Consider the following 12,194-nt stretch of genomic DNA (forward strand, 5'->3'; position numbering starts at 1 on the left):
GCGATAGTACACAGTGCGCGCCGAGTAAGGCGAGGAGCAAGGGATAGCTATACGCCAACCGGAAACGGCTTGGGGCTGGACTCGTCGGTGTTGGCTGCCTTGCCGGTGCGCCACTGTTCAAAGCGGCCTTGCAGCAGACTCATAAGGCCGGTGTACCAGTAGCCGATCACGAACAGGATCAGGAACGGCGCAGTGAAGTAGTTGTGGTTCGTGAACGTGTAGGCGATCGCCAACGCGAAGTAGCAGCCGATGATGAGCTCGATCCACGGAGCGAGCTTGAGGCGCTTGCGATATTTGGCTGCCTGAGATTTCTCACCCTTCTGAGCGACGCGGTATTTGGGCGTACGGACGAAGGCGCTCTTGATGCCGAGAATCGCTTCCATCACGGCTTTGGAGTTGGTGACAGTCAGGCCGATGCCGAGGGCCATCAGAAACGGAAGATAGAGAAAGGTCTTGATCCAAGTCTTCGGGTAGAGTTCGCGCTGGCTGGCGAGGTAGAAGACAGCAATGGATGCTGAAGAGGCTGCGAAGAGCGGGAAGTCGATCAGCAGCATCTGGAACCAGCCCTGGTAGAAGCGGACGATCATGGCTGGAATCAACAGTGCCGTCATCACAATCATCAGCGGATAGCTGAGATTCGCGGTGAGGTGGTAGACGGACTCGATCTTGATCTTGCGAGGCACGTCGGAGCGCCAGATGCGGGGCAGCAGCTTGATCGAGGTCTGGATGAGGCCTTTGGCCCAGCGCGCCTGCTGCGTCTTGAAGGCCGTCATCTCGATGGGCAGCTCGGAGGGGCATTCGATTTCAGGCTGGTATTTGAAGCGCCACCCCGCCATCTGCGAGCGGTAGCTGAGGTCGGTGTCTTCCGTGAGGGTGTCGTGCTGCCATCCACCGCCATCAGAGATGGCCTGACGGCGCCACATGCCCGCCGTTCCGTTGAAGTTGAAGAAATCGCCGGATCGGGAGCGCGCACCGTGTTCGAGGATGAAGTGGCCGTCGAGCAGGATGGCCTCGATGCGCGTGAGCAGGCTGTAGTCGCGGTTGAGGTGAGTCCAGCGGGTCTGGACCATGCCAACCTCAGGCTCGGCGAAGTGGTGGATGACGCGCATGAGCCAGTCCGGCGGCGGAACGAAGTCGGCGTCGAAGATGGCGATGAACTCGCCTTTAGCGACCTTCAGGCCTTCGTCGAGCGCACCGGCCTTGAAACCATGGCGATTGGTGCGATGGATGTACGCGATGGGATTGCCGATCGCGGCGTAGCGTTCGACGATCCTTGCTGCAACCTCCTGGGTCTCGTCGGTGGAGTCGTCGAGGACCTGGATGTCGAGCTTGTCTTTGGGGTAGTCGAGATTGCAGACAGCTTCGATGAGGCGGTCGATCACGAACTGCTCATTAAATATGGGGAGCTGGACTGTCACGCGCGGTAGTTCGTCGAAGTGCCTTGGCGGCTCGGCGGAGTGATTCTTGCGGTGCTTGAAGTAGAGATAACAGAGTGTGTAGCGATGCACGCCGTATACGGCGAGTATGAACATCACCGTGAAGTAGGGAATCAGGAGGGCAAGATCGAACCAATTCCAGTGATAGAGCCCGCGAAATGTCTGGTCGGCGAATTGGGCCTTCAGGTAGTGCTTGAGGCTGTTCTGGTCGCTCCCGGCGAGCAGGAGCGCCAACTGCGGAGTCAAACCGGTGAACAGGCTTAAAACACTGGAAAGTGATTTGAACGGCACCGCGCCTCCACCGGCAGGAAAGATCCCCTTCGGACGCGAAATGTCCTGGGCTGCAACACCGGGCTTATGGAAATTGTAAGCGATAGAGAGCGTTGAGCCTGCGTGGCTGAGAGCGGTGAGTCGGCTGGAATCTGGCTGCGAACCTTGCAGCCGGACGGATGCATTCACCGAGCGGCGGTTGCTGCGCTAAGGCCTGTGAGCGTAATGTTTTCATGCAGTTGGAGGGCTCTATGTCGACCGAAGCCAAGCCCGTTGCCGCGTTAGCTGCGAAGGGCGGTTCGTTTCTCATTGAATCGCGCACGCCGGAAGAGGTTTTCACGCCGGAGGATCTGAGCGAGGAGCAGCTGCAGATGGCTGCGGCAGTGGCGCAGTTCGCGCGTGACGAGGTGCTTCCCAGAACCGCGGATATCGAGGCGAAGAAGGCGGGAGCAGTCCCGGGTCTGCTGCGCAAGGCCGCGGAGCTGGGATTCACCGCGATGGATATTCCGGAGGAGTACGGCGGGCTGGGTCTGGACAAGACGACCTCTTCGCTGGTGACGGAGCACATATCGATTCAGGCGAGCTTCTCGACGGCCTACGGCGCGCATGTGGGGATTGGAACGCTGCCGCTGGTCTGGTACGGGACGGAGGAGCAGAAGAAGCGATACCTGCCCCGGCTTGCCAGCGCGGAGCTGATCGGGGCCTATGCTCTGTCGGAGGCGACCTCGGGCTCCGATGCCATGAACATACGAGCGCGGGCGACGCTCGCGGCGGATGGCGCGAGCTACACGCTGAATGGCGAAAAGATGTGGATCACGAATGGCGGGACGGCCGGGCTTTACACGGTCTTTGCGAAGATCGACGGCGAAAAGTTCTCGGCGTTCCTGGTCGAGCGCGATACCCCGGGACTGACGGTGGGCGCTGAAGAGCACAAGATGGGAATCCGCGGATCGTCAACCTGTGCACTGGTGCTGCAGGACTGCAAAATCCCTGCTGCGAATCTCTTGGGCGAGGCCGGAAAAGGGCACCACATCGCATTCAACGTGCTGAACATGGGGCGATTAAAGCTCGGAGTGGCATGCATTGGAGGCGCGCGGCTGGCGATCAGCCATATGGTCCGCTATGCAAAGGAGCGCAAGGCTTTCGGCAAGTCGATTGCGGAGTTTGGTCTGGTGCAGAGGAAGATCGCTGCATCTGCAACGCGGATGTATGCGGCGGAAAGTATGACCTATCGAACGCTGGGCATGATTGATGCGAGCCTGGCACAGCTTGGGGATGAGAGCGGCCGATCTTCGAGGGATGTGCAGAAGCGGATCGAAGAGTATGCGGTGGAGTGCTCGATCCTGAAGGTGTATGACTCCGAGATGATTTCGCTTGTCGTCGATGAGCTGGTGGCAACGATGGGCGGATACGGATTTGTCGAGGAGTATCCGGCGGAGCGGTTCTACCGGGACGCGCGCATCAATCGCATTTTCGAAGGCACGAACGAGATCAACCGGATGATCATCACTGGCTGGCTGATGAAGCGCGCGATGGCAGGAGAGCTGCCGCTGCTGAAGGCGATCAAAGCTCTGATGGATGAGGTGATGCAGCCGCCCTCGTTTGATGAAGGGGAAGGCTCGGACGAGAAACTGGCCCGCGAGGGGGAGATTCTGGCGGCGGTGAAGAAGATTGCGCTGTTTGCAGCGGGCGTGGCAAGTCAGCGGTACATGGCGGGGCTGCAGGATCAGCAGGAGATCATGGCCGATCTGGCCGACATCATCGCGCAGGTATACGCGCTGGAATCGGCCCTGCTGCGCGCGCGCAAGCTTGCGTCGGCCGGCAAAGGCGCGGCATCTCCGGCTGCAGCGATGACTGGGTTGCTGGCGGACGAAAGCATGGGGTTGGCGGAGCAGGCTGCGCGGCGAGTGCTGGCGGCCTCAGCGGAGGGAGACGAACTGCGGACACAGCTCGCTATCCTGCGCAGACTGGCTCGGTTTGTTCCAGAAGATACGGTGAAGCTGAGCCGCACGATCGCACAGCACTGCATCCGTGCGGAGCGTTATCCCTTGTCGCTCGTCTGACGCTGAACAAAGTGAATTACGGACAGGGATAGGCGCCGGCGATGTATCCCTCAAGGGCCTGGATGGTCTGCTCCTGGCCGGAGATGACCCACTTAACCAGATCGCCGATGGAGACGACGCCCGCGATCCTGTCGTTTTGGACGACGGGCAGGTGGCGGAAGTCGTGCTGCGTCATCAGCGTCATGCACTCGTCGACGGTGTGCTTGGGATTGACGGAGATGACCGGACTGGTCATGAGCTGGCCGACGGTCGTTTCGCGCGAAGTGTGTCCCCCCAGGATGCCCTTGCGCGCGTAGTCCCGCTCCGAGAAGATCCCGACCAGGCGGTCACCCTTGCAGACCAGCAGAACTCCGATGTCGTATTTGGCCAGCATCTGCAGGGCTTCGTATACGGACTGCTCGGGTTCGATGGAGAGCACCTTGCGCTCGGGCCGACACCCGAGCAATACGCCAATTGTGTCGTTGATCTTCATTGAGTTCCTCCTGGGGGTCGTGCGAATGACGGTCAATATAGACCATTCTGATAGCGACGGAAAAGCGGTAATTTCGGGGGCCGGGGCGGGCTAAAGAATCGATTGCGAAGATCGGGCGTCTAAAATCCTGCTGCGGTTGGAACCAGTGCTGAAGCGGCTGGTTGCCAGGCGCAGCCGTAAAATAGGTACAGGAGCGCGGTTTTCCTTGATTTCCGGGGAGTTCCGGCTGCTCCCGAAAACGGAGATCACTCGAATGCCCCTCTTCAAGACTTCAAATCCTGCCCTTGGCTCCAAAACGTTCGAGGAAGCGGCCCGAGGCGTCGGAAGGTACGGCGGTGGCGGCGCGCTGGATGTCACGGATCGCATGACACTGAACGGAACCGTGAACCGGACCGGAATCCTGCTGCTGTGCGCGCTGGCAACGGCGAGCTACACCTGGTACAGCTTCATGCAGACGCGCGACCCGGGAAGCATCGGAGGTCTGTTGACCCTGGGCGTGTTCGGCGGGTTCATTGCCGCCATGGTGACGATCTTCAAGACGAACTGGGCGCCGATCACGGCTCCGATTTACGCCCTCTTCGAAGGCTTGTTCCTGGGCGGCATCTCGGCATTTCTCGAGCTGCGCTACCCAGGCCTCGCGATCCAGGCAGTTGGCTTGACCTTTGGTGTCCTGATGACCATGCTGGTCGTTTACGCCTCGGGGATGATCAGAGTCACAAACAAGCTGCGGATCGGGATTATCGCCGCTACTGGCGGCATCTGCCTCTTCTACCTGATGGAGATGATCCTGGGTCTGTTCCACATCAACTTCATGGCTGTGAACGGGTCGGGCACGATCGGGATCGGTTTCAGCCTGCTGGTTTGCGCCGTCGCAGCACTGAACCTCGTGCTCGACTTCGACTTCATCGAACAGGGCGTGAACTATGGCGCGCCGAAGTACATGGAGTGGTACGGTGCGTTCGGGATTATGGTGACGCTGGTGTGGCTCTATGTCGAGATTCTGAATCTGCTCTCGAAGATGCGCAGCCGGAACTAAGCAAGCACAATCATCAGCAGCAAGCATAAGGGCGGTCCGAAGAGGCCGCCCTTTGTGCATTCGAATACGGATTATTGCGCAGCGCGATCCGCGGCTGTGCCGACGATCTTCTGCGCATGCGCGACTTCGGGCAGGTTGGCGTCGGCGCGGGGCCATGCTTTCAGGAAAGCCGCATAGGCTTCGCGCGCTCCGGCGGAGTCGCCCGAGGCTTCTTTCACGAGAGCGAGACCGTAGAGGCCGAATCCGGAATTGGGTCGTTGTTCAAGGGCGGCGTGATAGGCCTGCTCGGCGCCCTTCAAATCCTTCGCTCGCAGCAGAGCGGCAGCTTCGGTTTCGGCGACAGGGCGGATATAGAAGGGCGGCTCGTGGTAGCCGAGTTTCTTTTCCTCCCTGGCGGCGAGATCGTAGGTCTTTCTGGCTGCGCGCAGCTTGTGGTGAGCAGCGAGGACTCCGGCCCTCAACTCGATGGATTGAATGTTCAGACACTTGAGGATCGGTTCGGGCAGCGCATCCGGCGCGAGAGGCTGCATGGGCTGTTTTGCGGCGTCTTTCTTCTCGTGGCCGTTGCCGGACTTCTTCATCGCGGCGCGCATCTCCTGCATCTGCTTCAGCCCCGCATCCATGCTGACGGAGCGCTCCTGCGCCGCGACTGCATTGCCGGCGTCGAGGGCCTTCATTCCTTTGGCGTAGTCGGTGAGTTCGGCTGCGAGAAAACGAAGGTTTGCGGCGTGGTCGCCCTTGGGAAGATTGGCTTCGCTCAGCATGGCGAGCACGGCATCCCAGTCTGCTACGCGCAAGGCAACCGGCAGCCGCTTGCTGATGCGAGACATCTGGTCGCGAGCCGACCAGATATATAGCGATGCCGAAAGCTGTCCGCGTGCGGCCGCGAGATGATCAGACAGTGTGTTGGCGTCGGCCAGACGGCCCTGCTCCATCAGGTTGGCGATGGCGTACATCATGTTGTGCACGTAATTCCAGTCGTCATCCGGACTGACGTGCTGCGCCTGCATGTAGTGCTCGTCGGCTTCCATGGAGGCGGAGAACCAGTGCTCCGCTTCGGGATAATTGCCGACTCGATAGTAGATGTGGCCGGGCATATGCACCATGTGGCCGGAGGTGGGAGCAAGGCTGGCGAGGAGCGCTGCGCTCTGGATGGCGCGGTCAGGATGGTTTCCGGGTTCGATCGCGTGAATCCAATAGTGATTGGTTGCGGAGTCGTTTGGTGCATCGTGCAGGATGCCTTCAAGCATGTGAATCGCTTCCTGCTCGCTTTTGCGCGGCTCTCCGTGCTTGTCGTATCCGTCTTCAAGGGCGAGGGCAAGATGCAGACGTGCCTGAGTGTCGTTCGGAGTCTTGGCGACGAGTGCGCGGAAGACAGCGATCTCCTGCTTGTCGGCGCCGCGTTTCGCCTTGCTCGTGGTTTCGATCTGCGCAGCCTCGATGTAGAGCCGCTCCGGTTCGGTGATCCTTTCCTTTAACTTCGTGGCCTCATCGACTGCCTCTCTTGCACAAGTTTCGAGATCTTTTCCGCGGGCCTGTTCGGCTTGCGCCAGCCCCCACCAGCACATCGCGCAGTTCGGGTCGACACGGATGCCCTGCTCGAAGGCTTTCATTGCTTCGTAGTCCCAGAAGTCGTGCAACAGGTTCAGGCCCTGGTCGAACCACGCCTGCGCATCGGGAGTCGCCGTGATTGCAATGTGCGCATTGCCGATGCCCGTCATGTGAACTGGAACCGGCAGCTTGTCAGGAGGAGTGACCGGCTCCATGTCGCTCATGTCGTGTCCGGCCGGCATCTGTGCCGATGCAGGAACGGTGAGCAGAAGCAATCCGATGACAGAGAGAAGACGTAGCTGGCCTGTGTACATGCGGCGATGCAGACCGGAAAGGAGGTGCATGGCCGCACTATACATCGTCCAGAGAGCGAGCGGCCACCGTGCGGGCTAAGCCGGGTCGCGTGTCAGGCGGCCGAGATCGTCGATCTGCATCTGCAGCCTGTTTGCCGCTCGATGGTTGAGCATGCCAATCGAGATGAAAACGACGGCAACGCACCCGGCAACAATGCTGAACCCGGCCAGTGCGGCTGCGGTGTGGAAAGGCCTGCCTGCTGCTCCAGTGACGCTCTTTGTGAACTGAAAAAGTCCTATCAGGAACACAGCCATTCCCGGCAAAAAGGGCAGGAGATACCAGGACCATACCGCGTTGAGCGCATCGCGCTGCCGCGCAAGTTCCGACGCCTGGAAGTCGATGCAACTCCGCAGGCCCATCTCGGCCGGCGCTGGGGTGGAAGAGGCTCGGCGGCGCAACTGAATGATGACGTACACCGTCCCCACGATGATGAGACCGCAACCGGCGCGCAGCAGCAATGTTGGGAAAAGCCACGCATAGTACGCGAACACCCCGATAACAGCTGCGGCTGCCAGGTACTCGCGCAGGTTGCGATGCCGGACGACGCGCTCGAAGCTCGCGACTCTGCGACGGAGTTCTTCAGGTGTGAAGCGAGGAGGCTCACCCGATGGCTGTTGCCAGAGACCGCGAATACGCGAATCAAAATCGTTCGTCATGACTTTCCTCCGCTTTGAAATTTTGCTGTGAGAAGAATCTTTATCCTGTGAATGCGCGTCGCGACGTTGCTGGGCGAGAGGCCCGTGATTTCGGCAATGCTCGACGAGTCGAAACCTTCAAGGAACAGCAGAACGAGCTGGCGATCGAGAGGCTTCAGTTCGCGAATGAGGCCGGTAAGCTTTTCGAGCGCAAGGTTTCGCTCGAGCGCCCGGTCGGACGCGCTCGCTAGATCGGCGATGTCGATGTCCTCGATGCTCACGAGCGGCCGGGATCGCATGCGCCTGTCACTGACAACGTGCGAAGTGGCGACGTTGTGAGCGACGCGATATACCCAGGTGCGCAGCGAGCAGCGTCCGGCGTAGTTCTCGAAGCTGCGCCAGAGCGCGATATGAATGTCCTGGAGTAGATCGCGCCTCTTGTCAGGATCGGCTTCGTATGCGCGCGAGAGGCGATCGAGAGCCGCTCCGTGCGATCGAACAGCCTCTTCGTAGAGATCTTCCGGGCTTGCCATCTCTCTGGAGATTCCCTTCTGTATAAGGTAGTCTCCGGCGGCAAGGATTTTTTACAGGGAAAGAAGCAGGTTTCTGCAGGGGATGTTGGGGAGTGGAGAAGATGGGATCAGGAGCAGAGCAGGTTAGGGATGTATCCCAGGTCTCAGAATCGAGACCTGGGGCATCCAGGTGTGCTTGCTTTGATCAGCACCGAATCGCCGGAGCCCGGTGCTTACGCGTGGGCGTGTTCTGGTGCGTGGACGACCGCCTCTATCAAGGCTTTGCTGAATGCGGGGATGTCGTCTGGCTTTCTGCTGAAAATGAATTGCCCGTCGGTCACGACAGCCTGATCGACCCAGTTTGCACCGGCGTTCTTGATGTCGGTCTTGAGCGAGGGCCATGAGGTGACGGTCTTGCCGCGCAGGGCGTCTGCCTCGATCAGGGTCCAGGGCCCATGGCAGATTGCTGCGACAGGCTTGCCGGTTGAGACGAACTGGCGCACGAAGTTGACTGCCGCCGGGTCCATGCGAAGGTGGTCGGGGTTCATGACGCCGCCGGGCAGCAGCAGCGCGTCATAGTCGTTCGGGTTGGCGTCCGCAAGTGGCAAATCTACCTTCACCGACTGTCCCCAGTCCTTCTTATTCCAGCCCTTGATCTCTCCGTTCTTGGGTGCGATCACGACTGTTGTAGCGCCCACATTGCTGAGAGCCTTCCGCGGCTCGGTGAGTTCAACCTGCTCGAATCCGTCTGTAGCTAAAATAGCGATCTTCTTTCCGCGCAACTCTGAAGACATTCTTCTTCCTCCTGATTTGTCCGTTCGCTCTGCATAGGACGACAGAACCTAAGTACGGGTTGCGCGCGAAAGGTGTGCATTTGGGGCTGTTCTGGTGGTCGAAACGGCTTGCGGCGTTGAGGCAAACTGCTCGATTTACCTGGCATCTCAGAGGGCTGAGATCATCCGGAGGGCCATGGTGAAAAGACGCGACTTCATAGCGGGTGCGGGTGCGGCCGCAGCATTGATGCAATCAAAACGGATCGAGGCGGCGCAGATGTCTGAAGGAAACTCCGCTCAATCCATGAACGCGGAATCGAACTCAGGACAAGCCGCTGCGCGCATCCCGCGTGTCACGAATGCGGGAACGATGAAGGGCGAGATGCTCTATCGCGAACTGGGGTCGACGGGCGAGCAGGTATCCGTGATCGGACTGGGGGGCTCGCACCTGGGCAGGCCGAAAGTTGAAGAAGATGATGCGATCCGATTGATTCACGAGGGGCTCGATCGCGGGATCAACTTCCTCGACAATTCGTGGGACTACAACGAGGGTCGCAGCGAAGAGCGCGTCGGCAAAGCGCTGTCGCAGGGCGGGTACCGGCAAAAGGCGTTCGTGATGACGAAGCTGGATGGCCGCACGAAAGAGGTAGCGACCAACCAGATCAACGACTCGCTGCGGCGTCTGAAGGTCGACCACATCGATCTGCTGCAGCATCACGAGGTGATTCGTTTCGATGACCCTGACCGCATCTTCGCCGAAGGCGGCGCGATGGAAGCAGTGGTGGAGGCCAGGCAGGCCGGCAAGGTGCGGCACATCGGATTCACCGGGCACAAGGATCCGCGCATCCATCTCTACATGCTCGAGGTTGCGCAGAAGCATGGATTCCATTTCGATACGGTACAGATGCCGGTGAACATCATGGACGCGCACTTCCGCAGCTTTTCGCAGATGGTGGTTCCGGAAGCGGTGAAGCAGAAGATCGGCGTGCTGGGGATGAAGAGCTTCGGAGACGGGATCATTCTGAAGAGCGGCGCAGTGCAGCCAATGGATTGCCTGCACTACTCGCTCAATCTGCCCATTTCCGTGCTCATCACCGGAATCGATTCGAAGATGCTGCTGGACCAGGCGTTCACGGCGGTCAAGGACTTTAAGCCGATGGACGAGAGTGCAGTTGCTGCGCTGATCGGGAAGACGGAACAGGTTGCGATGAGCGGCAAATATGAGCTGTTCAAGACGACGTCGCACTTCGATACTACGGCGCGTCATCCTGACTGGCTGGGAGCGGATACGCCGGCAGTGCAGAAGCTCTCGCCGCAGCTGCCGGGGTGAGGCAAGCGCCTATCCAGCTTGCTCATTGTATTGCGGCGGCGGTGACCGATAGCTGCATGCTGCCTTTTGAATCGAGGGCGTCGGACGTGAACAGGACTGTGGACTTCCCAGTCGGAATGAGCACTACGGCCTGCCATTTGTTCTGCCGAATGATCGGTTGACGAAGTAGCGGCTCCCGACCTTCAGCAACGCTGCTGATGTCGGCACTGATGTCGAAGGCGAGTTGCCGCCCGACTTCGTGGGCACGACTTGCATCGATGTTCACGCCAACGTCGACGTACTGAAACTGCGTATTCACGAGTGCGTTTGGCTTGTCCGAGGTTGTTGTCGATCCCGTGACGATCGGGACTCTTGAGTTTGTGCGGATTGAGGCGCTTTTATTGTTCTGGGTGCTGAGCGTCGTTACGTACGTGCGAGTGTTGGTGGGCTTGCCGTCTGCCCCGAGTTCCTGCACTACAAACTCGAAATGATAAAAGCGACTTGGAGGGTCACCGGCTCTCGGTGTCTCGGGAGCTGTGGTTTGCTCCTGCGCGATTGCAGCGCTCGCGAACATAGGTGCGAGCAGCAGGAGGGCGAAGAAGAAGCTGGGTTTACGCATGAGTTCTCCTCAATTCTGATCAGTCTTCAATGACGGAAGCGGCGCGATACGGATCGCCGTGATGTTTACCGGCTCGTCGATGTGCTGACGGTCTTCTACAAGCGCCCTTCGGTCCTCTTCCTGTGCTTCGTTTCCGAAGCGCTCGATAGCCTGCTCCTCTTCGCTGAGCGGATGGAGAGTTGGGAAAAGATCGAGCTTGGGTCGGGCGTTGACGCTCTTTAGGACTCGAGCTTGGCTTTGTTTGCGGTCCCGTGCATGTGTGCTCGAAACTAATTTGGGAGCAGTTCGAAGAATGGGGGCCTGCAGTTGCGGAACTGGTTTAGTCACCGGCGCGTAGGCCTGGTGTTGCGGATGTGGAGCATTGAATAAAGAAGCTGAGAACAAAAGAAGCAGGGCAGCAACAGGCACAGGAATCGCAATGAGTAGCCAGCGCAGGCGGGAGCGATTCACCTCACTCGCGACCCGCCCCAGGATACGCTGCTCGAGACCAACCCGCGGCTCGGCGTAGCGGGAGAGTTCTGCGTCGATAAGGCGATCGAGGTCGTCGCGCTCAGACATAGTGCGTCTCCTTCGTCGACGTCAGCTTCTGCCGCAGGATCTGCCGCGCCCGCTGCAGGCGCGTGCGCACAGTGCCTTCCGGGATGCTGAGGATCTGCCCGATCTCGCGGGAGTTCAGTTCTTCGAATGCGGAGAGCACGAGCGGAACACGAAGATCCTCCGGAAGTGAATCGATCAATGCATGCACTGTTGCCTGCTGGTTGGCTTCAGAGATGGCTTCGTGCGGGCCGGCATGGGATGACGCGAACGCATCGAGCAATTGCGGATCTTCCGCCGCAGCTGCGGATGAGGATGAGCGCCGCTTGTGATCAATCGCCACGCGCCACGCCACGCGAGCGAGATAGGCACGCTCGTTCTCTGCCTCTTTCCAGCCGGCGTGGCGATACAGCTTCAAGAAAGTCTCCTGTACCGCGTCCTCCGCGTCGTGGGAGTTGAGCAGAACCGCATAGGCCACCTTGAAAACGAAGCGCGACTGGTGCTGTACGAGCGCCGAGAACTCCGCGTCTGCATCGGTGGCCAAAATCTGCGAACTCCTTACCGGCAACCCTGAAATGCTAACTCCAGGGCTGAGGTCCGCGATGTTCATACCCTAAGACGGAGCGGTGT

At 59.6% G+C, this 12,194-nt stretch carries 12 protein-coding genes; 3 read left to right on the forward strand and 9 right to left on the reverse strand.

Annotated features, from left to right (window positions below; translation table 11 throughout):
• Nucleotides 1–47 precede the first annotated feature (47 nt).
• Entirely contained in the window at nucleotides 48–1,727 is a 1,680-nt protein-coding gene (locus DHV10_RS24985) for a cellulose synthase family protein (RefSeq protein WP_420818760.1), read from the reverse strand.
• 230 nt (nucleotides 1,728–1,957) lie between these two features.
• On the opposite strand from DHV10_RS24985, the gene DHV10_RS24990 reads away from it, so the two are divergent.
• Nucleotides 1,958–3,769 carry an acyl-CoA dehydrogenase family protein gene (locus DHV10_RS24990; RefSeq protein WP_109489156.1) on the forward strand — a complete coding sequence of 604 codons (1,812 nt, stop codon included), beginning with the start codon at nucleotides 1,958–1,960 and terminating at the stop codon, nucleotides 3,767–3,769.
• Between the two features lie 16 nt (nucleotides 3,770–3,785).
• On the opposite strand, the gene DHV10_RS24995 is transcribed toward DHV10_RS24990, so the two are convergent.
• A complete protein-coding gene (locus DHV10_RS24995; RefSeq protein ID WP_109489157.1) occupies nucleotides 3,786–4,241 on the reverse strand; it encodes a CBS domain-containing protein in 456 nt (151 codons plus the stop codon).
• 253 nt (nucleotides 4,242–4,494) lie between these two features.
• On the opposite strand from DHV10_RS24995, the gene DHV10_RS25000 reads away from it, so the two are divergent.
• A complete protein-coding gene (locus DHV10_RS25000; RefSeq protein ID WP_109489158.1) occupies nucleotides 4,495–5,277 on the forward strand; it encodes a Bax inhibitor-1/YccA family protein in 783 nt (260 codons plus the stop codon).
• A 71-nt stretch (nucleotides 5,278–5,348) separates the two neighbouring features.
• On the opposite strand, the gene DHV10_RS25005 is transcribed toward DHV10_RS25000, so the two are convergent.
• The 4 genes from DHV10_RS25005 to DHV10_RS25020 form a co-directional block, all read right to left on the reverse strand.
• Nucleotides 5,349–7,172 carry a tetratricopeptide repeat protein gene (locus DHV10_RS25005; protein ID WP_109489159.1) on the reverse strand — a complete coding sequence of 608 codons (1,824 nt, stop codon included), beginning with the start codon at nucleotides 7,170–7,172 and terminating at the stop codon, nucleotides 5,349–5,351.
• A 45-nt stretch (nucleotides 7,173–7,217) separates the two neighbouring features.
• Nucleotides 7,218–7,838, reverse strand: a complete 621-nt coding sequence (locus DHV10_RS25010) for a hypothetical protein (protein ID WP_109489160.1) — start codon at nucleotides 7,836–7,838, stop codon at nucleotides 7,218–7,220.
• Entirely contained in the window at nucleotides 7,835–8,350 is a 516-nt protein-coding gene (locus tag DHV10_RS25015; protein ID WP_109489161.1) for an RNA polymerase sigma factor, read from the reverse strand. The genes DHV10_RS25010 and DHV10_RS25015 overlap by 4 nt, the downstream gene beginning before the upstream one ends.
• A gap of 212 nt (nucleotides 8,351–8,562) precedes the next feature.
• Nucleotides 8,563–9,123 (reverse strand): type 1 glutamine amidotransferase domain-containing protein, encoded by a 561-nt coding sequence (locus DHV10_RS25020; protein ID WP_109489162.1) that lies wholly within the window; start codon nucleotides 9,121–9,123, stop codon nucleotides 8,563–8,565.
• Between the two features lie 175 nt (nucleotides 9,124–9,298).
• Between DHV10_RS25020 and DHV10_RS25025 the strand changes: the two genes are divergently transcribed.
• The gene (locus DHV10_RS25025) at nucleotides 9,299–10,432 is read left to right on the forward strand and encodes an aldo/keto reductase (protein WP_239462037.1); all 1,134 of its coding nucleotides are present in this window, start codon (nucleotides 9,299–9,301) and stop codon (nucleotides 10,430–10,432) included.
• Nucleotides 10,433–10,454: 22 nt separating this feature from the next.
• Here the strand turns inward: DHV10_RS25025 and DHV10_RS25030 are convergent, their stop codons facing one another.
• Genes DHV10_RS25030 through DHV10_RS25040 form a run of 3 tightly spaced genes read right to left on the reverse strand, consistent with a single transcriptional unit; the run spans nucleotide 10,455 to nucleotide 12,108 of the window.
• Nucleotides 10,455–11,030: a hypothetical protein gene (locus DHV10_RS25030; RefSeq protein ID WP_109489163.1), complete on the reverse strand. Its 576-nt coding sequence runs from the start codon at nucleotides 11,028–11,030 to the stop codon at nucleotides 10,455–10,457.
• Between the two features lie 9 nt (nucleotides 11,031–11,039).
• Nucleotides 11,040–11,588, reverse strand: coding sequence for a hypothetical protein (locus tag DHV10_RS25035; protein WP_109489164.1), 549 nt, complete (start codon nucleotides 11,586–11,588; stop codon nucleotides 11,040–11,042).
• Nucleotides 11,581–12,108 carry an RNA polymerase sigma factor gene (locus DHV10_RS25040; RefSeq protein WP_162601873.1) on the reverse strand — a complete coding sequence of 176 codons (528 nt, stop codon included), beginning with the start codon at nucleotides 12,106–12,108 and terminating at the stop codon, nucleotides 11,581–11,583. Before DHV10_RS25040 ends, DHV10_RS25035 begins: the two co-directional genes overlap by 8 nt.
• Between the last annotated feature and the right edge of the window lie 86 nt (nucleotides 12,109–12,194).

The sequence above is a fragment of the Occallatibacter savannae genome, from assembly GCF_003131205.1.
Taxonomy (GTDB): Bacteria; Acidobacteriota; Terriglobia; order Terriglobales; family Acidobacteriaceae; genus Telmatobacter; species Telmatobacter savannae.